22 protein-coding genes are annotated in these 25,784 nt (G+C 40.7%); 13 read left to right on the top strand and 9 right to left on the bottom strand.

Annotation, left to right across the window (positions count from 1 at the left end; translation table 11 throughout):
- Positions 1 to 13: 13 nt before the first annotated feature.
- From ACHUFN_RS02300 to ACHUFN_RS02285, 4 genes are read left to right on the top strand one after another with little or no spacing between them, the layout of a single operon-like run.
- A complete protein-coding gene (locus ACHUFN_RS02300) occupies positions 14 to 475 on the top strand; it encodes a polysaccharide biosynthesis/export family protein (RefSeq protein ID WP_394221033.1) in 462 nt (153 codons plus the stop codon).
- A 24-nt stretch (positions 476 to 499) separates the two neighbouring features.
- Positions 500 to 2,716: a GumC family protein gene (locus tag ACHUFN_RS02295; RefSeq protein WP_394220701.1), complete on the top strand. Its 2,217-nt coding sequence runs from the start codon at positions 500 to 502 to the stop codon at positions 2,714 to 2,716.
- A 9-nt stretch (positions 2,717 to 2,725) separates the two neighbouring features.
- Positions 2,726 to 3,457, top strand: a complete 732-nt coding sequence (locus ACHUFN_RS02290; RefSeq protein WP_394220700.1) for a tyrosine-protein phosphatase — start codon at positions 2,726 to 2,728, stop codon at positions 3,455 to 3,457.
- A gap of 1 nt (position 3,458) precedes the next feature.
- Positions 3,459 to 4,232 (top strand): VpsP family polysaccharide biosynthesis protein, encoded by a 774-nt coding sequence (locus ACHUFN_RS02285; RefSeq protein ID WP_394220699.1) that lies wholly within the window; start codon positions 3,459 to 3,461, stop codon positions 4,230 to 4,232.
- Positions 4,233 to 4,250: 18 nt separating this feature from the next.
- Here ACHUFN_RS02285 and ACHUFN_RS02280 read toward each other — a convergent pair whose 3' ends face one another.
- The 5 genes from ACHUFN_RS02280 to ACHUFN_RS02260 form a co-directional block, all read right to left on the bottom strand.
- Positions 4,251 to 4,661: a 3-phosphoshikimate 1-carboxyvinyltransferase gene (locus ACHUFN_RS02280; protein WP_394220698.1), complete on the bottom strand. Its 411-nt coding sequence runs from the start codon at positions 4,659 to 4,661 to the stop codon at positions 4,251 to 4,253.
- A 57-nt stretch (positions 4,662 to 4,718) separates the two neighbouring features.
- On the bottom strand, positions 4,719 to 6,128 hold the full coding sequence (locus ACHUFN_RS02275; RefSeq protein WP_394220697.1) for an O-antigen ligase family protein: 1,410 nt from the start codon (positions 6,126 to 6,128) through the stop codon (positions 4,719 to 4,721).
- A gap of 42 nt (positions 6,129 to 6,170) precedes the next feature.
- Positions 6,171 to 6,740, bottom strand: coding sequence for a hypothetical protein (locus ACHUFN_RS02270; RefSeq protein WP_394220696.1), 570 nt, complete (start codon positions 6,738 to 6,740; stop codon positions 6,171 to 6,173).
- Positions 6,741 to 6,852: 112 nt separating this feature from the next.
- Positions 6,853 to 8,790 carry a bifunctional diguanylate cyclase/phosphodiesterase gene (locus ACHUFN_RS02265; protein WP_394220695.1) on the bottom strand — a complete coding sequence of 646 codons (1,938 nt, stop codon included), beginning with the start codon at positions 8,788 to 8,790 and terminating at the stop codon, positions 6,853 to 6,855.
- Positions 8,790 to 9,518: a transglutaminase-like cysteine peptidase gene (locus tag ACHUFN_RS02260; RefSeq protein ID WP_394220694.1), complete on the bottom strand. Its 729-nt coding sequence runs from the start codon at positions 9,516 to 9,518 to the stop codon at positions 8,790 to 8,792. The genes ACHUFN_RS02265 and ACHUFN_RS02260 overlap by 1 nt, the downstream gene beginning before the upstream one ends.
- A 348-nt stretch (positions 9,519 to 9,866) precedes the next feature.
- Between ACHUFN_RS02260 and ACHUFN_RS02255 the strand changes: the two genes are divergently transcribed.
- The 7 genes from ACHUFN_RS02255 (at position 9,867) to ACHUFN_RS02225 (ending at position 17,615) form a co-directional block, all read left to right on the top strand.
- The gene (locus tag ACHUFN_RS02255) at positions 9,867 to 11,006 is read left to right on the top strand and encodes a glycosyltransferase (protein ID WP_394220693.1); all 1,140 of its coding nucleotides are present in this window, start codon (positions 9,867 to 9,869) and stop codon (positions 11,004 to 11,006) included.
- 2 nt (positions 11,007 to 11,008) lie between these two features.
- Positions 11,009 to 12,331, top strand: coding sequence for an O-antigen ligase family protein (locus ACHUFN_RS02250; RefSeq protein WP_394220692.1), 1,323 nt, complete (start codon positions 11,009 to 11,011; stop codon positions 12,329 to 12,331).
- 4 nt (positions 12,332 to 12,335) lie between these two features.
- Entirely contained in the window at positions 12,336 to 13,433 is a 1,098-nt protein-coding gene (locus tag ACHUFN_RS02245) for a glycosyltransferase family 4 protein (protein ID WP_394220691.1), read from the top strand.
- Between the two features lie 46 nt (positions 13,434 to 13,479).
- Positions 13,480 to 14,340, top strand: coding sequence for a glycosyltransferase family 2 protein (locus ACHUFN_RS02240; RefSeq protein WP_394220690.1), 861 nt, complete (start codon positions 13,480 to 13,482; stop codon positions 14,338 to 14,340).
- Between the two features lie 66 nt (positions 14,341 to 14,406).
- Complete coding sequence (locus tag ACHUFN_RS02235) at positions 14,407 to 15,369, top strand: glycosyltransferase family protein (protein ID WP_394220689.1); 963 nt, start codon at positions 14,407 to 14,409, stop codon at positions 15,367 to 15,369.
- Between the two features lie 10 nt (positions 15,370 to 15,379).
- Positions 15,380 to 16,822 carry an oligosaccharide flippase family protein gene (locus ACHUFN_RS02230; RefSeq protein WP_394220688.1) on the top strand — a complete coding sequence of 481 codons (1,443 nt, stop codon included), beginning with the start codon at positions 15,380 to 15,382 and terminating at the stop codon, positions 16,820 to 16,822.
- Between the two features lie 193 nt (positions 16,823 to 17,015).
- Positions 17,016 to 17,615 carry a hypothetical protein gene (locus ACHUFN_RS02225; protein WP_394220687.1) on the top strand — a complete coding sequence of 200 codons (600 nt, stop codon included), beginning with the start codon at positions 17,016 to 17,018 and terminating at the stop codon, positions 17,613 to 17,615.
- Positions 17,616 to 17,665: 50 nt separating this feature from the next.
- Here the strand turns inward: ACHUFN_RS02225 and ACHUFN_RS02220 are convergent, their stop codons facing one another.
- The 3 genes from ACHUFN_RS02220 to ACHUFN_RS02210 all read right to left on the bottom strand — a co-directional run bounded on the left by ACHUFN_RS02220 (position 17,666) and on the right by ACHUFN_RS02210 (position 22,005).
- The gene (locus ACHUFN_RS02220; RefSeq protein WP_394220686.1) at positions 17,666 to 18,475 is read right to left on the bottom strand and encodes a Stf0 family sulfotransferase; all 810 of its coding nucleotides are present in this window, start codon (positions 18,473 to 18,475) and stop codon (positions 17,666 to 17,668) included.
- Positions 18,476 to 18,495: 20 nt separating this feature from the next.
- Positions 18,496 to 19,332 carry a polysaccharide pyruvyl transferase family protein gene (locus tag ACHUFN_RS02215; protein WP_394220685.1) on the bottom strand — a complete coding sequence of 279 codons (837 nt, stop codon included), beginning with the start codon at positions 19,330 to 19,332 and terminating at the stop codon, positions 18,496 to 18,498.
- A gap of 165 nt (positions 19,333 to 19,497) precedes the next feature.
- Complete coding sequence (locus ACHUFN_RS02210; RefSeq protein ID WP_394220684.1) at positions 19,498 to 22,005, bottom strand: right-handed parallel beta-helix repeat-containing protein; 2,508 nt, start codon at positions 22,003 to 22,005, stop codon at positions 19,498 to 19,500.
- 302 nt (positions 22,006 to 22,307) lie between these two features.
- On the opposite strand from ACHUFN_RS02210, the gene ACHUFN_RS02205 reads away from it, so the two are divergent.
- Together ACHUFN_RS02205 and ACHUFN_RS02200 are read left to right on the top strand one after the other, a co-directional pair.
- Positions 22,308 to 23,405, top strand: a complete 1,098-nt coding sequence (locus tag ACHUFN_RS02205) for a glycosyltransferase (protein ID WP_394220683.1) — start codon at positions 22,308 to 22,310, stop codon at positions 23,403 to 23,405.
- Positions 23,406 to 23,538: 133 nt separating this feature from the next.
- Positions 23,539 to 24,663 carry a glycosyltransferase family 4 protein gene (locus tag ACHUFN_RS02200; RefSeq protein ID WP_394220682.1) on the top strand — a complete coding sequence of 375 codons (1,125 nt, stop codon included), beginning with the start codon at positions 23,539 to 23,541 and terminating at the stop codon, positions 24,661 to 24,663.
- On the opposite strand, the gene ACHUFN_RS02195 is transcribed toward ACHUFN_RS02200, so the two are convergent.
- A complete protein-coding gene (locus ACHUFN_RS02195; protein WP_394220681.1) occupies positions 24,646 to 25,776 on the bottom strand; it encodes a glycosyltransferase in 1,131 nt (376 codons plus the stop codon). The two genes, ACHUFN_RS02200 and ACHUFN_RS02195, sit on opposite strands and share 18 nt — an antisense overlap.
- Positions 25,777 to 25,784: the final 8 nt, after the last annotated feature.

Raw genomic sequence — 25,784 nt, 5'->3', positions numbered from 1 at the left:
GGGCAACTTAAGCATGAGCCAATACCAACTAGGTTCAGGTGATAGAATTAGCATAAGTGTTTTCGGTCAGGACGATCTTTCTATGGAAGTTCGTTTACCTGATGTAGGAACAATTAATTATCCTTTTCTCGGTGAGGTAAAACTTGTAGGGCTAACAGCTGACGAAGTTGAAAAGAAAATTTACGATGGTTTGCTGGGTGACTACCTAGTAAACCCTTCGGTTTCCGTTGCAATAATTGAATACAGACCCTTCTTTATTGATGGTGAAGTAAAAAGGCCTGGCGGTTATCCCTATCAGCCAGGATTGTCGGTAAACAAAGCCGCAGCGCTTGCGGGAGGATACACCGAGCGTGCAGCGCGCGACAAAATTACCATAATTCGTGAAAAAAACGGCAGGACAAACGAGTTCACTGTGACCGTCAGCGATATGATCCAACCTGGTGATATCATTACAATCAATCAGCGTTTCTTCTAAATTACGTAGCGTGCAGGAATTAAAATGGCAGTAAATGGCAGGGAAGAGTTTAATGCTGGTGTGTTTGACAACGAAACCATCGACATTGCTCATTATTTGGGAATTATCAAGCGTTACGCATTTCGTATTGTTTCACTAGCAATTGCTTTTACAATTTTGGTTGCGTTGCTGGTGATGCGTATGACGCCAATGTATACCTCTACCACAACGATTCTCGTTGAAGCCGAAAAAGCGAACGTTGTTTCTATTGAAGAAGTGTATGGTCTGGACACAAAGCGTAAAGACTATATGCAAACTCAGTTTGAAATTCTGCAGTCGCGTCAAATTGCTGAGCGCACCGTTGAAAGCTTGTCGCTTTATAATAACGAAGAGTTTATGCCTTTCGATGAAGGCCCAGGCTTATTAGATGAGTTGAAAGCACAAATTATTGAAGCGTTGCCGTTTCTACCTCAAGAAGAGCCAAAGGAACTGACTGACGAGCAAATATTGGCGGCTAAAAAGCGCAAAGCAACATCACTTTTAATGAAAGCCCTCACCGTTGAGATGGTTGATAACACCCAAGTGATGAGAATTACCATTACAACAGAATCTCCCTCGCTTTCAGCAGAGTTAGCCAACGCTGTAGCCGATGTTTACATTGAAAACTACCTTCAAGCTAAGCTTGATATGACCGCCAAAGCCACCTCGTTCTTAACCGATAGCCTTGAGGGCCTTAAGCAAAAGCTTATAGTTGCAGAGCGAAATCTTGCTAAGTTCTATGAACAAAACCAAGTAGTGAATATTGATGGTGTTGTAGGGCTTGCCGCCGATGAACTCGAACAGTTGAGTAAGCAATTACTCGATGCGCAAACTGCGCTTAAGCTTAACGCTGTTATTTATAGGCAAACGCGAAATGACGTTTCACTTGACGATATTGCTCGTTTACCAGAAGTGCTAAATCATCCGACTATCAGGGACGTACGCCGAGACGAGGCGAAAGCAATGACGCGTGTGAGCGAACTGAGCAAGGTTTACGGCCCAAAGCACCCAAGAATGATTGCGGCGAATGCGGAACTTACTTCAATTAGGGAAACCTTAAACAGCCAGATTAGGGATCTGATCACCAGTATTACGACCCAATATGAAGTGTCTGAAGAACGAGTTGCTCAATTAGAACAAGAAGTTGCCCAAGCAAAAGCCGAATTCCGTTCTTTGTCTGCACTTGACAATCAGCGCAGGGCACTGCAGCGCGAAGTTGACATTAACCAGCAGCTTTACAACTCGTTTTTTACCCGCCTGAAGGAAACCGATGAACTAGGTGGTTTTGAATCGGCAAACGCGCGAGTTCTGGACGCGGCGTTACCTAAATATGTTCCTTCTGAGCCAAACACAAAGCTTCTGATTGGCGCAGCCTTTGTATTTAGTATTGGGTTTGGTGTTTTTCTAGCAATAGCAATGGAGACGCTAAATAGCGGAATACGGTCGGTTGAAGATGTTGAACGTAAACTAGGTCAGCGTATGCTTGGCCTTATTCCATGGCTTGCACACAAGAAAAAGACTGATTTGCCAATCCGTTCTTACTTCGATGGTAAAAAGCATCAGTTTGCCGAATCGGTACGAACGCTTCGTACAAGTTTATCTTTATTGAACCTCGATAAAGAGCAGCAAGCGATAATGGTTACCTCTAGCGTGCCAAAAGAAGGTAAAACTACGGTTTCTATTAACCTAGCGTTTGCGTTGGGCCAACTAGATAAAACGATTTTGATTGATGCCGATTTGCGTCGTCCGAGCGTGGGTAAACAGTTTGGAATACCGAACTACCAGCCAGGTGTTGCTAATCTTATCCTAAAGTCACACACGTTTGATGAGTGCTTGGTGCGAGATGAAGAGTCAAACATTGATATTCTCTCCGCAGGGACCATCCCATCTAATCCACAAGAACTGTTGGCTGATAAAGGCTTTGGAGAGCTTATTGCCCAGCTTAAAACCCAATATAAATATGTTGTTGTTGATACCGCGCCAACGCAGGCAGTAAGTGACTCCATGGTAATTGCCAACTCATGTGATTCAGTTATTTATGTGGTTCGTGCAGACAGCACCAGTGAAAAGTTAATCAATAATGGCCTTTCTCGGTTCCTCCAGGTCGGCCATCGTCTTGATGGGGTAGTACTAAATCAAGTAGACTTACGAAAATCTGGTGCAGCACAAAGGTATGCTGGTTTTTATGACCAATACGGTTATACAAGTCATAAAGGCAGCTAACAGTATTTATTGATAGATTTACATAGCCATATATTACCTGGTATCGACGACGGTGCCAGGTCTTTAGACATTGCCTTAGAAATGGCTCAGCAAGCCGTAGACTGCGGAATTAGTCATATGGTTTGCACTCCCCATATCCATAAAGGTTACTTCGACAACTCTCCTAGTTCCATTAAACCTGTATTTGACAAATTTGTTGAAGCAGTGACTAATGCTTCAATTCCGCTCACGCTTTCCTACGCTGCAGAGGTTAGAGTGAATGAGCTTATTCCCGTATGGTTTAAGCAGGGCGAGCTTCTATTTTTAGGAAAGCACAACAATAAGCAAGTGCTGCTGTTAGAAATGCCTCACAGTCATATTCCGCAAGGTTTAGATGTTTTGATTAAATGGTTGTTGCGAAACAACATTCAGCCGCTAATTGCGCACCCAGAACGCAATAGAGAGCTCTTAGCTGAACCTCATAAGTTTACATGGCTTCAACGCCAGGGCTGCCTTTTTCAAGTTACTGCAGGCGCTTTGACAGGACGCTTCGGTGACAATGTTGAACATTTTGCTGTTAGCCTTATGCAGAAGAAGGCGTTTCATGTTGTAGCCTCTGACACACATGACCTAGTTAGGCGCCCTAATGACATGAAAGAGGCGTTTGATGTTGTTGCTCATTTCAACCCAACATATGCAAAGAATGTTTTCATTGAAACACCAAGCGCTATAGTTCAAACGGCACCAAGGCAACCAGAATAATATGGCAATGGACTTTAGAGCGTTACGGAGCAAGATTGCGACAAGTGTTAAGTTAAGTGTCGCGCTTAGGTTGCTAGTTGGAGGGTTGGCGCTGTGGTGCGTGGTGTGGAGTGCTCAGCTATTTATAGCTGGAAATGCTTATTACAATGTCAAAAACAGCATTAGTCTGTGGCAAAAAAAGCCAGAGCTTGCGTCTATTGAAAGCATTGATAGGGCCTTAGATAAAATTGCAACAGCATTAAACTACTTCCCCAAAAATGCGCTTTATTATCAGATACAAGGGCAGCTTTACGAATGGAAGGCATACTCCGAAAGCGAGTCGGCTACGGTTGAAAGCATGCAAACCATTAAAGAAAACGAGTCGCGCAAATTATCGCATGCAGCGGCTAGCTACGAAAAGAGTTTAGCGCTAAGGCCTAATTGGAGCGGGAGTTGGATTGGGTTAGCTTCTATCAAATGGAAGCTGAATGAATTGGACGAAACATTTTATACGTATTTAAATAGAGCCATAAACGTTGGGCCGCAAGATGCTATTGTGCATAAATTTGTTGCTGAATACGGGTTAGCGATGTTTTCTGCCCGGTCTGTACATTATGTAAAAATTCAAAGCAGGCTTAAGCGACATCTTGATTTAGGGATTCAAAACCCGCTCAGTAGAGACTTCGTCTTAAATACCATACAAAAACAAAACGCAAATGCGACGGTTTGCCGGTGGTTAAAGGCATCGAGCTATCCAGTCCGTAAGCGTATCCCAAATTGTGTGAGTTACGACTAGCGCTAATTTATCTAGTTGCTATCCTTTTCCTTTTAACCAATCCCACAAACCTAGAGAAAACCCTTCAAATAAGTTAATACCTAACCAGCTTTTTAAAATGTAAAGCAGCACTAGGCCGAATAACAGTGAAACACTGAAAAACGTGGCAACGGTTACTGCCATTGCAATTCTGCCTATGCGACGTTCAGTACGCGATAAATCCCGTTTATCTTTGCCTGCTAATAATACGAAATAGTAACGGCTTCTTAAAAAGCTGACTGTCCCTCTCACATCAACTTTGTGATTGCCCCAGCGTCTTCCCGCTAATGCTGTGTTTAAATGTGATAATTGCTCATCATTGAAGGAATCTGCGACTGACTTTGGCATACGTTCTAACATATGTTGAACGTTAGGCTCTTCTCTAACAGGGTGTTTCACTTTTAAAACCACACGGCTTCCTTTTTAGGGCTCATAAGTTGAAATTTAAGAGAGGGTAAAGCACTTGTACTACTTACGCCTTTTTCTACCCATTGAAATGTCTCTGCTTAATGTGCCTAATGCTAACAGAACAATAAAAATAGCGGTGTTCGCAGGCGCTTGCAGAGGGAAATCTACGCTACTGTGTAGCGCCATACCAATAATCGCCATAATGCTTGCAAAAGCAGTGCCCCGAGGAAGAGGGTGACGCCGATTGCGTATGGCACTTAACGCATTTTTACTGCAAAGTATAATCAAACTGGCAAGAAGCGCCGCACCCACTAAACCAAATTCAATACTAAATTGTAGGTATTCGTTATGAGCATGATCGTAAAAGTGTTGAATACTCTCACTTTGTACATGGGGGTAGATCGTATAAAAAGTGCCACCGCCCGCACCAATCACTCCGAACTGGCCAAGCAGGGGCAGTGCATCGGTTATTACTTCATCTCTACTTTCTTGCGCAAAGCTTGTTTGTTCTAGGCGATCTTGAACTTGTTTTAAACCAAAAAGACTGCTTACAATCAAAATATCAAGTACAAGCATGCTAACAAACAAGAAAACGTAGCTTTTCTGGCGAGGTTTAAAGTAAATCAAGCCAAGCGTAGCTGTGACCGTCATCGCTATAAAAAATGCGCTGTTACCCATTCTTGAGCGAGACATTACCAATGCAATGACCATGATAATAATGCCTATACGAAAGAGTACTTTGTTGCTAAGCCAAAAACCTATTAAGCGGCGAAGTTTTTCTCGTTTACTTGTGTTTGTATCAACATGCAAACTAGCTATCAGATAGCCAATAGCCGCGCTTAAACAAAGCAGCAAAAAATTGGCATAATGGTTTTTGTAAATAAAGCTGCCTGTTGCTATATGAGAAACGGGTTGCTTAAACACCAGGCTGTAACTCAAGCCGGACATTACTTCTAGTGCCCCGTAAACAGCTTGAAATACGCCCGCAGCACTTATCACAATAAGCGTGTGTCTCAAACGCTCTCCCGTGTTAATCAGAGTAAGTGCAATGAAAAATAAGAAACAATAGGCAAGAGACTTAAAAAACGCTACATCGCTCTGTCCGACATCAAAACTCAGTGAAAGCCATTGAGATGCAGTACTTTGTGGGTTGCCAACCTCTTTATTTAATAAATACAAGACACGTTCAGGTCGTAATGTTTCTACCACCCAATAGGGCAGTGGAACAATGTTAACAAGCTGCCACGTTAGGAACGCAAGCCAAATTATAACGAAGGGCTTATACTTATTGTAAAGTTGGGAGAGCAGAGAAGACTGTGTAAGGACCAATGCGGCGCCAATAAAAAACAGCGACATTTGCATTAGCGCCCACGCCCAAGGGCGGTTTGCACCAAGCGGCAATGGAAGCCAAAATAGGGTAAATAAAAGAAAACCGAAAAGAAACTTTTCGGTTTTCTGGAAGCTAAGCATAAACAACTACAACATGAATAAAATATAAAAAGCGTTTGCTATTTAGTTGGCTGAAATAGTTGTATCGCCACCGCCAGCACCAGCTGCACCAGTCCCAACGCCAAGAGGCGAGAAAGTATTACCTGCACCACCTGCTGCGGTAGCCGTTAACGTGCTGGGATCAACACCTGCGTTAATGACTGCTAGCAACGCGTCGTCTTCATTCAACATCTGCATTTGAAGCGCGATGTCGTAAATTTCATTGGCGCTTTCCGGAAACATCAGAATTGAAATTGTAACCACTTCGCTAGGCTGCTCTGGAAGCACTGAGAAGCCGGCAATTGCTAGCTCAAACCCTGTCGCATTGTCGTTTAAAAGCGCTACTAGCGATTGATAAACCGCTTGATTTTGCGTTAAATAGGCCAATCCAGGCTCGGTAAAAAACAGCGATTCGTTGAGAACAGTTTGACTCACATCTGTCACAGCATCTTGAAGATCTACACCGCTTTCTATCTCAGAAACTAATAGACTTCTGACTTGCGAGCCAGGAGCGCTTGCTTCTTGTGCAAAAGACAGCGTTGAAAGAGAACAAAAAACAAAAAAGAGCACAGATAAAATAACGTTGCTACGCATAGCTTATCCTTTAATAAAAACGTCGGGCTAGCGCCTTGCTAGCTCTACATCACTATATTGTACAACAAATAAACGAGTTAGGTCTTGTATTTGTTATACCTATTTTTTCAAATTAATCTTGCCAAAGCGTTGGTTTAGCAAAATAGTAACCTTGCTGAAATTCAACATCTAACTGAGTTAATGCTTCAGACTCAGCTTCATTCTCAACCAGTTCGGCAATAATATTGATAGTTAAGCTACGAGCAATGCTCAGCAAACTACTAACGAATAGCTGATTATCTTTATCAACGTGAATATCTTTGGTGAGTTTACCAGAAATTTTCACAAAATGAGGTTGTATAGCCCTCAACCCTGCAAGCGATGCAAGATTATCTCCAAAATGCTCAATAGTTATACGACAACCCAATTCTTTCAATACTTTGCAAAGTGCTATCGCATTTTCTTTGTGGTGAATAAGCGCCGAATCTTCGAATTCGAACACTAATTTAGTGCATAGCGCTATATTTTGGTTCAGCGTTGAGGTCAGCCATTGTTGAAATTCTTGGCTGGCCAGTGAGGCGTTGGCTATATTAATGGCCACATCGCATTTAGTTTGTTCCAGCTTTTTTAATACTAGGCTTACAACGAGTTTATCAACTTCTGGATTAAGGTTTAATCGCTCTGAGGCTGGTATAAGTTGAGACATTGGAATTACGCTACCACTTTCTTTGTCCTTAAAGCGCGCAAATGCTTCAAAATAAGAGGGCGTATTCTTCTCGATGTTCATGACTGGCTGAATAAGGATGTCGGCGTATTGTTGTTTAAGTATGTTGTTTAAACGCGCTTTCCAAGCAGTATTGCTGTGGATATGCGCTAATTCTGATGCAAACTGCCAACCTTTAGCCTGCTTTGTTGCCGCCATTAATGCACTATCTGCATTTTCCATTATTTCAGAAAAGGACTGCTGATCATTAAAATGTGCTGCTCCTATCCACACGGTTCTATCGCCGTCTTTTAGTGGATTGAAGTGAATCAACGATTCACTTAGCGATGCTATGCGGTTTGCACACTCTCTTTTTGAAACGGCTTCAGTCACCAACGCGAAATCGGCACCAGATAGTCTAAACAAATACGAATTCTCTTCAGATTTCTTAACAAACCGCTTGAGGCGGTTAGCGATAGTAACAACATAATTATCGCCTTCTTGTGCTCCTAGCGATGTATTGATGGCGTTGAGGTGGGCTAGGCGAATAATAATCAAATAGCCTTCTTCAGCATGGGCGGTGGAGCTTAATAACGCATTCATATGCCGAGTGAAAGCACCTCGATTTTGCACGCCAGTTAGGCTGTCTTCATAAGCTTGTACTTTAAAATGCTCAGCTTTTTGCGTAAGTTCCTTAAACATCCCTTCTACCGATGAGGACAGCTTATTTACGGCTTGAGTAATAAAGGTGAGTTCCTGCGTAAATGGCTTGTAATTTATCTGAGAAAACTTCTGGTTTTGAATGTCATTTATTTTCTCTACTACAACTCTGAGTGGTTTTGTAATGGTGCTAATAATGAAAAGAAGCGCAATGTACGCAACAACAAAAGCTGCAAAGAACATGAACGCGCTTTGTTTCACGCTTTCATAGAGCGTTTCGTTAGCGAGGCCAGGATGACTTTGAACCGTCAATTCTCCCGCCAGTGACCATCCATCATTAAGTTCTGTGCGTTGAACTGGAGGGTTGACCTCTACGATGTTAGTAAACCATGAAGGTACTGAATCCTGAGAAACTGGATTACTGCGCTCAATAAGTAGGGTCCCATCCATGTCAGTGACGGTAATATATTGATAGAAACCTCTATCGAAGATGGCGTTTACCATAGTCTCGGCAACAATCATTCCATCCGCACTCCCAAGGTAAGGCGTAATAGATAGCCCCAGAGATGTTGCGGTGTCTTGTGCATGGGTAGCGAGCTGCTCATTCACATACTCTCGAGTGAGTTTTACATTTATTATGAAAGAGCCGACGAACACCAGCACCAAAAATATAGCCAAACTTGTACTTAATTGGGTAGATAGTTTCATTATTTTTCTTTATCTCCGTACATTACGCGGTCTAGTCGTTCTACCATGTCATCCCACATTTTCATTGGGCCACTGCCTCTTAGCTTTCGCCCAGTTCCCATCGCTTTAGCTGCCCACAGTCCATTACCATTGAAGCTGTAAATGGGCGATAAGTCTCTACGCTTGTTGGCCGGTAATATGCGTCGATTAATGTTATCTAAAACTAATGGTATTGATGCTGGTGTTTCGTAATATGCAAGCACCATATGAGGCTGACGCAACTCTAAAGCGGTTACATACATGAGCCTTAGCTTATCTTCAGGAATTCCAAGTTCGATAAGTGAGAAGTATTTTGCGATGGTGTAGTCTTCGCAGTCTCCGGCCCCTGTAGCAATAAATTCTATAGGCGTAGCCCAATAATCTTTTTCGTTCCAATGAACTAGGTCATCAACAAAATCGAAACGGTTAAAAAAGCGATTTACAGCGTACAGCTTTTCATCAATAGCGTCTTGTTGTAATTCATCGATCAATTGTCGCCAATCAGCAACATCTTCAGATGCGTTTTGACCGTAAACAAGTGAAATTCGCTGATAAACCTGTTCTGTGAAAACGGTCTTTTGCTGTGCGATGCCAGAGGCCATCGCCAATAAACATACCGCCGAAAAAGAAGCAGCACGAGCAGCAGTAATAAAACTGCGTGAGTGTACTGGATTGTTTGTTCGCGTGCCGTAGCGTTCTTTTTGGTGCAAACCGTTGGTACTTTGTGCAATAGATTAAGGCAAGTGTAAAAAATGTTTCACTACAACCGTGTACGCTGTCTCACCTGTGGATAGGTTAATGATGGCAAACTTGGTGAAAACTTGAAAGGTTTTTACTAAATAGAATCAGTTTCCACGAAGACGCTTACATTATTGGCATAATTCGTGTTTCACATTTTGTGATAAGTGTTAGTCGGCATCATGCTATCTATAAATATTAAGTAGTACAAATGCACGCTCTACGAATGGGATAACCTGTAACTCGAGTGTTACGAATATTAGCTGCACCTGATATTATTACAATAAACTGTTGTTGTTTTACAACGAAAAGGAACTTTAATGAAGTACTCAACGCGTCCAGCGGTGTTTATTATAAACTCACTTGAAGGCGGTGGCGCAGAAAGGGTAATGGTTAAGCTTTTAACCATAATGGAGCCCTATTTTAGTGAGCGTAAAATTCCTGTCCATCTTGTGCTGCTTGACGATTTACCCGAGTCTCATCAATGTCCCGAATACGTAAATAAAAAGGTTTTGCGTTCACAAGGAAGTTTGATTGAAGGCTATAAACAACTGAAGAGCGTTTTAGAAAAGTTGAACCCTGAGTATGCGTTCAGCTTTTTAACACGTAGCAATTTTCTTAATGTCGCTCTGTCCAAAAAGCTTGGTTTTAAATCAATTATCAGCGAACGAGTAAACACAACCAGCCATCTTTCAGGTGGAATAAAAGACACAGTAAGTCGTTTGCTTGTTCGGTTGCTTTACAACAAAGCTGAACGAGTAGTTGCGGTATCGGAAGGGGTAAAAGCTGATCTCATCGAAAACTATGCAGTGCCAGAAAACAAAGTGTCAGTGCTTTATAATCCCTATGATATTGAGAACTTGAAGTTGTTGGCGTCTGAAAACGTTACAGATCTTCCCAGAAAACCTTATGTTATTGGGGTAGGGCGGTTAGTAAAAAACAAGAACTTTTCTCTACTTATAAAAGCATATGCCAAGGCAAATGTATCGGAAGACCTTGTTATTCTTGGTGTAGGCGATGAAGAATCGAGTCTTAAAACTTTAGCCGATGAACAGGGGGTGTCTACAAGAGTGCACTTCTTGGGGTTTAAATCTAATCCATATCCTTATGTAAACGGTGCAGAGTATTTTATTAGCACATCGAATGCTGAAGGTTTCCCAAATGCCATCGTAGAGGCAATGTGTTTGGAAAAATCCGTCATCGCCACTAATTGTGAGTCTGGGCCTGCGGAAATTTTAGCAGAAAAATATCCTTATCAGGTTTCTGGTGTAAGCCAAGAAAAAAACGGTATTCTATGCGAAATGAATAACGTTCAAGGTGTGTGCGACGCATTAAAGCTGTTTGAAAGTGAAGCCCTACGCACCTCGTATGCAGCCAAGAGTGGGAGTTGCGCTCAGCAGTTCTCTTACCATGCCTTCCAAGAAAAAGTAGCTGCAATAATAGATAAGGTTTGTAAATAAGCATGTTTGAAGGGTTAAAAGTTGTTGTTGGCCTAATCAGCTTTGTGTTGGTTTATCGAACCATAAAAGGTAACTGCAACAAGTATCTAGCATTTGCCATATGTGCAATTTGGTTGCGGTTCTTTTTGTCTGCGTTTCATACTATTACATACCCATCTCTTGTTGCGGGCTTTTCTATAAATGCACTCTCAAGTATATCCGTAGCGGGCTTAGGGCTTTTCTTTCTGCCTTTTGCGGTTTTTACATTAAGGAAGTTGTTACCGTTCTACTTTTTATTTTTAGCTATCGCAATCAGTGGTTTTGTGAATATGAAAATTCCCGGCACCATTAATGTTTTAGTTAAATGGTGTTACTTCCTTGTGTTAACTGGGGCAATTTTCTTATCGGTTAGAGCGCAAGGTCACAGTGCCACATTCAAAAAGTTGTTAGTGTGCTTTTTTATGCCTGTTGCAATGCAAGTGTTGTCCATCTTGCTAGGTGAAGTGAAAGCCACAGAAAACGATGGCTCAGCAAGTTATATCGGTGGATATAACCATGAGGCCGCTTTTTCTATGATTATTGTAAGTTTTATCTTTGTGCTTGGGCTAACAGAAAGAAATGCTTTTAAGTTTCGAACAACGCTATTCACTGTTGCTGTATTTCTGCTTATTTTAGTTAATTATCGAACGGCAGTTCTTACAATCTTACCCATTGCCGCAGTCTTCTATTACTCACTGGTTGAGCAGCGTTTAAAGCCTTCACAAAAAGCGCCAGTTTTAGTAGTGGTTTCCATGTTACTCATTTTTGTTTTCATTGCTATTTCTTTCACTTTGAGAGAGAGGTTTGCCGACGTTGGTACGTTAGCGTCGAATTTAGATCTGATATTCAAGGCTCCCGCTTATTTCAGTGAAGCAGAGAAAGACATTATGTCCTCAAGGGTTTATTTGTGGAGCCAATATATCGATGCGCTCACTAATTCAGATTTACTGAGACAAATAATTGGGTTTGGGCCTGAATCGTGGAAAGGTGTTTTCAAACATTACGCACACAATACATACGTTTCATACTTTTACGAATATGGTTACATAGGCTTGCTTACATTTTTGTTTCTTTGCACATATTCGTTAATTATTACCGCAGGCGTAAAAGACAAGCGTTTATCAAAAATCCTTCCATTATCTTTAATTGGCTTTTTAACAATGAACTTAGCAACCATGCCGTTATGGAACATAGAAGGGCTAATATTTTTTGCAATTTTGATAGGGGTATCTTTGGGAAATACGGCCCCGGCAAAACCCAGGTACAGTTTTAGAACTCATTTAGCACTGTTAACTACTACGGATTAGTTTTATGAAGATTTGCGCAATTGGTTTAAGAGGTATCCCAGATGTCATGGGAGGGATAGAGTCCCATTGCCAACAGCTTTATCCTAAGATGGTGAAACAAGGCGTTGAAGTAACTGTTCTCGCTCGCTCGCCCTATGTAGATGAAAAACAATCCAACTTTGAAGGTGTCGAGGTGATTAGTGTTTGGGCGCTAAGGCACAAACTCTTAGAGACCTTTCTTCATACTTTCATTGCCATCATTTATGCAAGGTTGTTCGTAAAGCCTGATATTGTTCATTTACACGCTATTGGCCCTGCACTGTTTACGCCGTTAGCTCGTTTGCTTGGTATGAGCGTTATGGTTACTCACCATGGCGCAGATTACGACAGACAGAAGTGGAGCCCTTTCGCTAAAAAAGTGCTGAAGTTTGGCGAGAAGATGGGAATTGTGTTTGGCAATAAAGTTCTGGTTGTTGGGCGAAGTTTAAGTGAAGCGCTGAAAGTTACATACCCAAAGCATGCAGAAAAAATTAGTTTTGTGCCTAATGGAATGTTACCAACGCTAACCGGAAAACTTAGCAGTAGTTATTTGCCGAAAGATTTGGATATTGAGTCACAAAACTATGTGTTAGCTGTAGGGAGATTAGTTCCAGAGAAGGGGTTTCATGACTTGGTTGAAGCTTTCAAGCAATCTAGTACGTCTGCCAAGCTCTGTATTGTTGGCGATGCTGACCATCAAGATGAGTATTCTAAGAATTTAAGGAAATCATCAGGATCAAATATTGCCTTTGCAGGAAGGCGATCGGGAAACGAATTAAAAGCGTTGTATCAGCATGCATCGATTTTTGTTTTACCGTCATATCACGAAGGTCTCCCAATCGTAGCTCTTGAGGCAATCAGTGCTGGTTGTGCAGTTTTACTTAGTGATATTGCCCCCAATGTCGATATTGAAGCGCCTAGCGATTGTTATTTTGGTGTTGGAAACGTTAGCCAACTAGCGGAGAAATTGTCGAACTTCTCTAACTTGAATTTAAGTCTTGATAGAGAAAAGTTTCTACAAAAATACAACTGGGAAAGTATTTCTGAAACCACTTTGGGGCACGCCAAAAATTTGATAACTTAGCGGCCCGTTTAGAGTACAAGCTCCATGCAGTCAGAAAGGAATCTAGTTGGACATTTCAGTTGTAATTACCACATGTAATAGACCTGCTTTTTTATCAGAAGCACTAAATGGCATAGCTTCACAGAAACTTCAGCCAAAAGAAATTTTAATTATTGATGACTGCTCAGAAGTCTCCTATAGGGAAGCTATTGAGGCCATAGAAAAAGTTAACGCTCGACTCATTCGGCTAGAAAATAAAAGTGGTGCCAATAAGGCAAGAAATATTGGGATAAAAGAGAGTTCTGGGTCAGTGATTGCTTTCTTGGACGATGATGACATTTGGTTGCCTGAATACCTCAATGAAATCATTAAGCAATATGACGAAGGAGCAGATGCTGTAGTAACAGGCTTCAAACAATTAGGCAAAGAAAGTGTAATAGCGGTTAACAGTGACACAAGAGTTACGCAAGCGTCTTTGTTACGAGGAAATACTTACTGCGGAATGTCAGGTTTTAGCTGCAAACGAGAGGTGATAAAACACTTACTCTTTGATGAAGCGCTTCCTAATGGGCAAGATTGGGATATGTTTGTAAGGCTGTTTCTTAGTGGGTTCGATTTTAGAAATATTCCGAAAGGACTATTTTTGTATCGTTTTCAAAACGCTGACGGTATAGGTGCAAAGCTTCGATATTTATCTCCTGAAGATATCCTTCCTCGGCTTGCATCTGCAAAAAAACACAAAAATTTTCTTGGTGATTATTGGTTTAAAAAGAGAGTATGTGACCAGATTCTTATTTCTTTAAAGTTTAAAAGAAATAAGCTTTTTTGGATAGTGATGGCGATTCGTTTGACTGGTTTTAGAACCACTGTGAGTTTTTTTTCTAATGCACTGAGAAGAAAATTAACCAATAGACCTATGTCCATATAGAAGACTTTGTTGTAGTTAACAATAGAGCGGCATTTTACCGAAGTGAAATAAAAAACGGAGTTGTCAGTGAAGAAAGTTTTTTTTGTTCCATATACTCATTTGAATGAATATGTTGAGATTAATAAAAGTGCGCTCTTAGATGCTGGCTATCAAGTAATTCCATTAAACTTAAAGAATGCTGTTTGCTCATTAGGTAAAAAACGACCGATAGTCGTGAATTGGCTTGAAGATCGCCCTTATGGGAGCAACTTTAGTCCTAGGGTAAGGTTCACGACTACTATAAAATGTCTCTTTATTGCAATTTTTGGTGCTCTATTTTGCTCTCGTAAAATTTGGATAAAGCATAACTTTAAACCTCACAACGCTACTGGAACGTTTCGCTATTACAAGTTAATCACAGCGACACTTCGACGTCTAAATTATCGCGAATTATCACTAGAGAAATATGCTGGCGGTGGTTTGTTTCACCCTCTTTATCTACCGGACGATACTCTTCAAAAACAAGAAATAGAATTAGCTGGCTCGGAGTTTGAGTACTTAATTTTTGGAGCTGTTAAAAAATACAAAGGAATTCATAATATTCTCTCTATTTGGCCCCCTGGAAAGAAGTTGAGCATATTCGGGAAGTGTAATTGCCAGAGTTATGAAAAGGAGATTTTGCATATCATAGAGAAGCGTAAGTTAAAGGTGGTCTGGGTGAATAAATACCTGACAGATGAAGAGCTAAACCAAGAATTAAGTAAGGCTAATTTTGTGGTTATTAGCCATCTTGACAATACAATGATTTCTTCTGGTACTTTCTATCACGCAGTAAGCTTTGGGTGCAATATTATCTCTTCAAAATCAGCTTTCTCAACTCAGAAGCAAAATGAGCACAAATTTGTCCATTTGATTTCTGACAACGAGAACCAGTTCGACGAATTTGAAAAAAATTATGTAAACAAAGAGTTAGTTAAAAACGAAGCATCAAAGCATTATTCAAGACGTTGCCTTTCGAAAAGATGGCAAGAGATTTTGTCTAATAATTAAGAAGGCCATTGTGAGCATACAAAGAAATACAATTACTGGAACTTTGTGGAATGTTTCTAGAACCCTTATTGTCAGCATAGTTGAATTCATCGTCTATGCTATTTTAGCCCGAGAGCTTTCGGTTGAAGAGTTTGCTTTACTTGCTTTTAGTTTGTTAGTCGTAGAGTTTGCAAACATGCTAACTACTGTTGGAGTCAACCAAAACTTAATACAACGTGATAAATGGGAACAGCCTTACTTTAGGAGCGTATTTACTTTTATATTTCTTCTAGCTTTTATAGTCTCTTCCATTCTGGCTGGTGCAGGCGGAACTCTTTCCTATCTGTACTATTCTAGGGAAGCATCCTTGGTCATTTTATCTCTTTCATTGTTGCCTTTATTCATGGCACTTCAGTCAGTTTATTCTGCGAAATTAGAAAGAGATTTTTTGAACAAGGAAATTACTGCAGTTAGAACACTCACCTCTATATTTTTTGGCCTTTTAACAATTATCTTAGTGCTCAACTCATTCGGGATCTGGTCAATAGTAATTTCCAAAATACTGCAGCATGGTGTAACACTTCTAATTTTCATGTGGAGATCAAAGCTACCGGTCAAGCTAGGTATTAATTCACTACATGTTAAAGAAATTAAAGACTTTTGCTTGCCACTTTTTGGAATAGCTTTATTAAATTTTTTCCAAAGTAAAGGGAGTAATTTACTTGTTGGGGCTGTGTTAGGCTCTGATAAATTTGCATTCATCTCTGTTTCAAAGAAGGGCTATGACATTTTGGGGCAGCTTACCATTACCTCAGTAAATCGGATGATTGTACCGTCTCTATCGAGAGTTAACCTAGATAACAGGGTAAATAGACTTTATGACATAGTTTACTTTTCGTCATTAGTTGTAACCCCCTGCTACTTTGGTTTAGGGGCTGTAAGTGAAGAGTTTATTACTGTTGCATTCGGAGAAAAATACTCTGCAAGTGCCATTTACCTCACCATTTCTACCGCAGCTATCAGTGGAGCCATTATGGCTTGGTATCTTCCTAATCTGTTAATTTCTGGTGGCTACACAGCTTCAGCATTAAAACTTAAGGTTGTTGGGTTTGTCAGAACACTAGCAATTTCAGCAGTGACGGTTTGGTTTGGAGTAGAGGTAATGTTAACAAGTCTCACCATAACAACTTACCTTCTCTTGCCAGTATCTTTTTCAATTACCTCGAAACACTTCGATATATCATTAATTAAGATGTTAAAAGTGAACTTGCCTGCAATAGTTTCAAGCATGGTAATGATTGTCAGTATTTTCATAGCAAAACAGTTTGCTGTTAACGACTTAGAACCGATTTTTCGGCTTGCCGTACTTGTTTGTTTAGGTGTAATTACTTACATTTTGACTCTAATGATTTTCTTTAATCGCGATGTTAAGCAAGTATTCAAGATAGCAAAGTCATTAAGAAAATCTGCCTAAATCTTAATGGTATAGATAGGTGGTCTGAAACTATTGTGAATGTGACAAGGAAATGTCAGAAAAATTTACAATCTTAAAAAATTGCTGTAGCTAAAATAACTGTATTATTTTAAGTGTTTGAATTTGTTGGTTAAAGTGTTATTGGAATAATAATTGCAGCATATTAAGTTGGGAATATTAGGAGTTGTTGTACATGAAGTTTTTCACTGGTTTAGCTTTTTTGTTGTTGTCGTTAAACGCTAACGCAGCGTTTATTACATTTGATGAGTCAAGTCTTGAGGGGCACGGCTTGCAGGCTTCGAGAGGCTGGGGCGGTTATAACGTTACAAATGTCGGGCTGGGGCTCGAAGTGTTCGGCAATTATTGGGTTAGTCTAGCACCAATTGATGTTGCTACACTAAGTAACAGTGTTTTGTCATTTGAGTTTATGACTAACAATGTCGGCGAAATTAACGGTATCGGTTTTGATAATGATGGCGAAATCAGAACAGGTGGCTTGGTATTTGATTTCGGTGGAACTCAGAAGTATGGTAATCAAGACTTCGCACGCAGCCTTAGTGCTGGTGTCTGGTACAACATTACAATTGATCTAGCCAATTATGACCTTACTGGTTTTAACAGAATGTTGTTCATTGCAGATCAGGACCAAGAAAACACTAATACAGACTCAAACTTTAGAAATTTAATCGTCACCACGCCAACTTCATTGGTTGACGTGCCCGCACCTGGTACAGCTATGATCTTCGGCCTTGCTTTGGCGGCTCTTAGCCTTACGGGTCGCAGAAAAGTTTAATTCATGTAGAATCTTCCGAATAAAAAAACCACGCTATAAGCGTGGTTTTTTTAGTTAAACAATAACTCTTTTAACTGCCTCTTTTTACTTTTGTGTCCAAGCGCAAGGTCCAAATCCAATAGCATTTCACTGTGTTTGCTTCGACGAAATCTATCTTCCCATTCTTCGTTCACACTGTTTGATTGCTTTTTGGTGGCGGGTGTTGTTGGCACATTTTTTTCGGGAATGTCCATTTCCATAAAATTAGCCACGGTACGTACTGTATTAGCTAAGTTTGTTTTGGCCTCTTCAAAGGAAACTTCCATATATTTTACGTTACTAGAAGCTAACAAATACTTCCATGAAGCATTGTGTAATATGGTGCGTTTTAAGCAATAGGTGATGTCGGCTTCATCGTATTTTAGGGCGTCAGACTTAGCTTGTTGGCCCGAAATCCATACGCCAGTTTGTCGTGCAATAGATAGAGAAATAGCTTGCTTAAGAATGTCTTGTCGCGTAAGCAGCACGAAGTACGGGTTGTTTACTAACTTAGTAAACTCTCTAAGGCCACCAAATCCTTGAAGGTGAGTATAGTGCGACTTGATTGCAAAAACGCCATTTGGAGAAGTGCGTATCGACTGCAATTTTTCAAGCACGTTTTGTATTCCCTTAACACCAAGTACCTCTTCCCATTTTTTCAGGTTTTTGGGGTTTGCATATTCTAGAGGGAAACCAAAGTGTCCTGTCTTATGTAAAGCATGACCTAAAAAATGGCTTCCTGAACGGGGAGTCGATGCTATGACCAATGTTTTAATTGCAGCTGTTGATTCAAGAAAGTTGTGTGACTCACTGAATTGATCTTCGTATAATTGTTGATCCATAACTATGGCCTCAGTATGTTTTACTGGTATTTATCGAAGGGAAAGTTTTCGAGTAAATTTTTCTGCCTTAACTTTAAATTCGGTATCGGTTGTGTTGCTAATTCCATACATTCCTCGATTGTTCTGCCAATCGCAAATTCTTTTCTGCCAGTTCCTTCGTAGTAGTCGTGGTATTTGAAAATATTTTCTCCACTACCTGAGTCGTAATACACTGCGGGAATTCCATATGATTCAGCAAGAATAAGGCCATGCAAGCTGCTTGCTATTACTTTTTTGGCTTTTGTGAGTTGACCTAAAAAACTACCGGGTAATTGGCGGGGAGAGACAAGTTGGTTTGAATAGTCAGCATAGATGGCTTGGTCATCATTTAGTTGAGGGACAATAAGAACTTCTGACTCAGAGCCGGGGTAAATGATGTCTAGCTGGGCCTTAGGGTAGAGTAGTGGAGCTAGAATTCCTGGATCCCCAAAAACATCGGGTACTTGAATCCCTTTACTTTCAAGATACTTTTTAGTGCGAGGACCTCGAACTGCGCGCACATCAAGAGATGAGTAAGTGTGCTTATCTTCGGATATTTTTCCATTTCTACCGGTTCCCCAGATGGTGTCACCATCTTGCGCGAAGTGAAGAACAGAACCTATCGACAGTATTTTACCGGTTGATATGTCAAGAGGGTGAAGGTCTTTAAGGTTAAGTACAAAATTGACGGTTTCAAATGCTAAATAATCTCCGATATTCGGAACTCCATTTTTGGGGTTCCAGAAGTAACTTTTGTTTTGCAGACTTAACGCTTGCGAGACCTTGTTGGTAGTTTCGATTGCGGTATCTGTTCGAGTTTTAAAAAGTTTATTGAACACTACTTGTACTCTTGTCGGTAATAAGGTGGTAAAGATAATGGTAAATTGTGACGTTATGCTTAATTTACTTAAAAAGTAATCACACAACGCACAAGCAAGTTTTATGCTAGCAAGAATTAAGTAACGAGACTTTTTATGGAGTAAGTTGCTTACCGCCGTTTCATACTAACGACTTTCAGCTTCTGATAGCGTCAAATCTGAGAACGTCACTCTTGTCGAGTTTTCTTCTGGGTTAATATCGTCATAGTCTAAAGCTAAAACTATATATCTGACATAGCCTTGAATATATTCACCCAAAGGGAAGTTTACTTCACTCGTTGATGAAGAGAAATATTCTTCTGCGTCAATGCCCCAATCTTGCGTACCGTAGAAGCGAACTAAACGACTGCTTGAGGCAGTGTTATCAGTTTCGAAGCCCACGCCGACTATCTCAGGCGTTCCAGCGCCTTCAACTTGGATGGATAAACTTATTTCTGTATTGCTAGAAATTTCGTAAGAAATGGGGATTTTCACCCAATTGTTTCCAGTGATTGAAATGCTAGTTTTTCCCTCAATCGTTGTTTCTCCGTAGTCATACTGTTTAGCAAAATGACTAAACGTTAAATTGTCGGTGTTAAACGTCCAAAAATTCTCTGAAAGAGATTTTGCGCTGGAAGCAATTGGTTGTTGGAGTGGAGTATCAATCAATTGATCGGAAAAATTAGGAATATAAGTGCTGGCATCGATCTCGAGCGATGTTGGGCCGGAAGCCGTGAGTGAATCTATATAGGTTAAGTCGTCGGATCTAGGGTGCTCAACTAAATTTCCTAAATTGAATTCATTTCTCGCATCCATGGTTTTTCTATTGAAACAAAGGTCGTTGGTGCTAACACTCTTAAAAAATTTTTCTTTATCGAATATACAGTAGCCAACAGAGTATCCAGTATTATCGGTAAAGATTATGTTGTTTTGTGACTCTATCCAAAACGTCGTATCTCCGTTAACACCTGATGCAGCAATACCATTTCGATTAACGTCTATAAAGTTTTCGAAGACATAAGTTTTGCCTGCCGGCCTGGCCATGAGTCCGCCCGCTTTTATCGCAGTCCACTCTTTACCCGTTTCATCGCCAAGGTTGTGAATGTAATTATGAAAAATATAGCTTGGCCCAAGCATATTAGGGGCAATGCTTATCCCTGCATATCCTTGCTCCATTTCATTTCCATACACCAAAACATTTTGTTGGCCACCGTCTATTTCTATTAGATCATCGTTAGCATAGGCCAAATAGTTTCCATAAATCGCCGAGTTTTTAACGAAGCCTCCGCGTCTTTCAAAATTCTTTCGACCTTCTATTACATCGTTAAATCTATGGTTTGGGGCACCATAGAAGCGATTGTTCCTAACAATAAACTCGCCCCTGTAAGCATCGCTATCATGATATGCCCAAACTTGAAGTGCATTTGCACCTTTTGGGTGCCCAACTTCCCAGCTGTTGGCACCTAAATTTGGGCTGTGCACTTCGCACTCTTCAATCACAGCAATACCGCTTCGTTCTAAATAAATGCCCGAATCGTAGTTGATAGGAGAGTTTGTTGTTGGGCTTGAATAAGCTAATCCGTCTCTAATATCTACTGCTTCACGGCCAAATTCTGAGATGTTGCAGCCTTTAATCCAGATATGGTGAGCTTTCTTGGCAAAGATGCCATAACGTTGACCGCCTTTAATTACAAGATTTTCGAGCATGACATAAGATTGAGCACCGATGTTCACGGCTGCCAGTACGTCGCTAGAAGCCTCTATAACTTGGCCGTCACCAATGATTTTTGCGTATCCGTTAGCATTGCCACTGATGTTTAACGCTTCTAAATCAAGTTGGCCTCCTGAATATATGTCTGACAAGTAATATATTTTTTCTGGGTCTATAGGTGGAGAGTTGGGCTTAGTTCTAGTTTGAAAAACGTGTTCCTGTTGAACGCCATATTGGTCTGTTACTTGTACTTCAATATGATAAATTGTGTCTGCATTTAGGTACACAACACTACCTGCTAATGAACCGTAAACTGGTTCCCAGGATAAGTTCAGCCCACTTCGCCAGCTTGTTTCGTCATCAGCTCTGTAACGCACAGTGGCGGTGCTCGATTCGTCTTGACCATAGATAACCAACCCGATGGAATTGATGAGTGGAGTCGCAGTGTTTTCAAAACCCGCGGCAGAGGCAGCAAAAACAACAGACGGGTCTAGCCCTGCAGTTATTGCTGACTCGTAAATTTCACTTTGAGTTAAGTTTGAATAGGATGAAATCAGTTTCATCCATTTAGCTGTATCTATAGGAAAAAGAGAAAATAGCGCGGTAGCTTCTTTAGCACTAATTGGTTGTAATCTGGCTTTGATTTCTTCGCTCTTCATAGAAGCGGTGATATCAAAAACTCGATCAGCAAAAAGTTTCGTAATTTCGTCGCGATATTGGTTAATGAGGTGTTCAGTACTTTTCGAACCTTTGTATTGAAGCAATAGTTCATTAACGTTACTCGTCTGAGTGCGGTTCTCCAGTAAATAAGTATTTAGTCTATCACCAGGTTGAACGGCGTACTCGGTAGTTTCGTTCCTATCAGTGTTGCTTGCGCAAGAGACGATAAAGAGCAAGGTAAACAAAACGAGCCAGATATTGCTCGTAACAATTCGAGATTTCATGGTATGTCCTTATGGGGTTCGATGAAAAAAGAAAAGTAAAAAAAAGGACTGCATATAAAGGGTAGTGACATCTGATATACGTCGCAAGTACTGCGTAAAGATCTGCGCAAAATTGCGTTTCATAAAATTACAATGTAACTGCACGATACTAAAGGACAGAAAAAACGGAACTTAAATTGCTTAAACTAATTTTCATGGTCAACGCAAAACATCGGTTTAACCTTGAAGCGAGACTTGACGTGTACTTGAACATGAATACCGACAAGCCGCAATAAAAGTAGGCACCATAAAATGGGAATCGTATGAAGAAAAAAGTAGCAGTTATCCACCCTGAAGCTGGGTTTTCATCGAGTGGTGGGTCGCAATTGAGTGCTTATGAGATGGCGGAGCATCTTGCAAAGTTTTTTCATGTTAGGTTGTTAAGCTCATCTAAGTGCAGCGCTCTAAGCGTTGTTATTCCTTGCATCCCTAGAGGCAAAGTTAAAAAAGCACAAAGAAACAAAACGGTTGATTGGTTGCTAACTCGTTTCGTTTCGAACCCTTCTTTGCTGATTGAAGCAATAACAAGTTTTCTTACCTATACCCCTTATCTACTTTTCAAAAAAGCTGATGTCATCTATCCAAATAACGATTATGGTGGTTTGGCAGTTGCTTATGTAGCTAGAAAAATCTACAAAACATCTATCCTGTATACTGAGAGGGCAGGTATGGTTTCAGGGGGCAAGGTTTTAAGAAGAAACCTTAAATTCAAACCCGACTGCTTAGTTGTGTTTAACGAAGAAACGAAACGTTACGCACAATCGATAAACCCTCAACAGCGGGTTGAGGTTATACCTAATGGTGTAAACCTTTCCTTATTTAGCCCATCGGGTGAGAAATTTGACCACGGTTTGAATGGGCCGGTAATTTTAACGGTAGGTTCATTAAACAAAAGGAATCACAAAAGATTACATTTGGCTGTTGATGCTATGAGTAAAGTATCTGGAGGCGCTTTGTTAATTTGTGGGGATGGGCCAGATAAGCAATATTTTGAAGAGCTATGCACCCGCAAATTAGGCCCTAACAGATTCAAAATAGTAACAGTAGATTTTTCTGACATACCAAAAGTTTACCGTTCTGTTGATTTATTTACCCTGCCATCTGAAGACGAGCCTTTCGGTAGAGTTTACCTAGAGGCAATGGCGAGCGGATTACCCGTTGTCGCCACTGATGATGCGATGAGGAGAACGCTGATTGGTAATGCTGGACTTGTCTGTAATGTTGAGGATTCTCAAGAATACTCACAAGCGTTGAGAGCGGCGCTTGACAAAGACTGGGGAAATTTACCAATTGAGCAGGCCTCAAATTATAGCTGGCAAAATGTGGCTGAGCGCTATGCTGATGTAATAAATTCTATGTAACAGTATTGCAGGTTTCATGACAGTAAAATAATAATCAAACTATATTTATTTGGAATTTGGAACTTCTTTAACTCTAGTTTTGACGTTAACTCAGTTACAGAATGGAAGCGTATAATATTGTAAGGAACAATTGATGGCGCGTATTTGTGTTATCGGGACAAGAGGAATACCTTCTTTTGTGGGAGGAATCGAGACTATTTGTGAAAACCTTTATCCGCTTTTGGTTGAAAGCAATCCGGATTTAGAGGTTGTCGTCTTAAGCCGACTTTCACACAACAACGTGAATAGATACGTTTATAAAGGTGTTAACGTTATCGTTTTGGCAGCGCCAAAAATAAGCGGCCTTGAAACCTTCGTTCACACATTTTTCGCGCTTATATATGCTAGGTTATTTGTTCGTCCCAAGCTCGTTCATCTTCATGGGATAGGCCCGGGTTTTTTCACACCATTATCTAGACTCTTAGGTTTTAAAACCGTAGTTACTCACCATGCTGCTGATTATAAAAGGCCAAAATGGCGCTGGCACGGTAAGCTAGTTCTTAAGCTAGGTGAACTGCATGCTGTACTTTTCGCTAACAAAGTAATTTGCGTGAGTAACTCGGTATTTGAAGAGCTAAACCATCGTTATTCATTTTTTCGTCGCAAACGGCTAGTGATCAGAAACGCAGGTTCACTGATTCTTAAAAAGACAAGGAAAAGTAACGTAAACGTATTGAGCGAGCTCAACCTCACGACAAAGTCTTATATTCTCGCTGTTGGTAGGCTAGATAAAACTAAAGGGTTTGATGACTTGATTAGGGCTTTCTCAACGGCACCTTCGTCAGACAAGAAGCTAGTAATAGTAGGCTCAAACTATATTGAAGATAGCTATGTTGCGAGTTTAAGAAAGCTGGCCAGTGAAAATGTAGTTTTTGCTGGCACACGCACAGGAGAAGAGCTTGCTTCTCTTTATCAAAATGCAGCATTACTAGTGAACCCTTCTTACATGGAAGGATACTGTTTAGTGCTGGCAGAAGCGCTATCCGCTGGTACTCCCATTATTGCCAGTGATATCGCTGCCCATCGAGAATTCGAATTGGCTGAACAGAGTTACTTTCCAAGAGGGGATATAGCGGCCCTTAGCAGAAAGCTAAAGGTATCAGACTTTACGATTTATAAAAGTGAGCATGCGGAGTCGCTTCAGAAACAGAACACTTGGTCATTAAATGCGAAAAAGCACCAAAGTCTGTTCACTACATTGTTAAAGAAATCGCCTTAGAAACATCCAATATTCTGCCGAAACTTTGTCGATACTAAAGTCTTGAGCGCGCATTATACTTTTAGCTGAATAGTCAGCGCGTATTTGGTCGGCCTGCATTTGATTAATAGCAAGGGTAAGTTGAAGTTCATTATTTAAGGGGACTAGGATACCAAATTTTCCCAAATGGCATTTGTCACTTGTAAAGTTCGAGTCGCCTTCAAGTATTTCAGCTGGCCCTGAAGGACAATTTGTCATAATTGCGGGAAGTCCCACTGTCATTGCTTCAAGTAAAGCATTTGGGAAGCCTTCGTTGGTCGAAGCAGAAACATAGTACTTTGCTCTTGAGAAAACAGAAAATGGATTCTTGGCGTAACCCAGTAAAATTATTCTTTTTTCTGCCCCTCTATCTCTGATATACCTAGTTAACTCTTCTCTCTGCTCGCCCTCACCTAAAATGCAAAGTGATGCGGTTTCAGACGACATAAGGTAGGCGTTAATTAACTGCTTAAAGTTTTTAGCTGCAGTTAGCCTTCCGGCGCTAACGATAAAGTTTGAAGGAAGAGAGACTTCGGGGACTTCCTCACTCGCTTTTCTGATGGCTTCAATGTTGTAGGGGTTAAATATTGTGTGAGCTTTTTGAGGGGGGACGTGAAAGTGTTCAATCAAATTTCTCGTGACACCGCTTGAAACGCCTAACACAGCATTAGCCCAACGATAGCTTATCAGTGGTATTAGACCAGCAAAAAACCTCTTAAAGCCTGTAAATTGGTTATCTAAGTGGCTACTAAGATGCATTCTTTCGCATAGAATAACTTTATGTTGATGAGTTATTCCAGTTAATGCATTACATACATTTGCCCTAACTAAGAAGCTCACGACAAGTGCAGGCTTCTCTTTACTCAGAAGTGAGTTAAGTTGCCGCATACTTCTCATTAAAGATCTCTTCGCATCGAGATGATACAGCTTAACGTTCGACGGCAGCTGTCTCACCAAGGGCTCTTTGTCCAACAGAATTACGCTTACGTCCAGCGCTGAATAAAGAGCGGGAATACTCAACAGGTTAAAGAGTGCTCTTTCGGCACCGCCAAAACCAATAGAATTGATGAGAAAGAAAACCTTTCTATTTTCCATAGGGCGAA

The sequence above is a fragment of the Alteromonas gracilis genome (genome assembly GCF_043642145.1).
In the GTDB taxonomy this organism is placed as follows: Bacteria; Pseudomonadota; Gammaproteobacteria; order Enterobacterales; family Alteromonadaceae; genus Alteromonas; species Alteromonas gracilis_B.
This window is presented reverse-complemented; position numbering and strand designations above follow the sequence as displayed.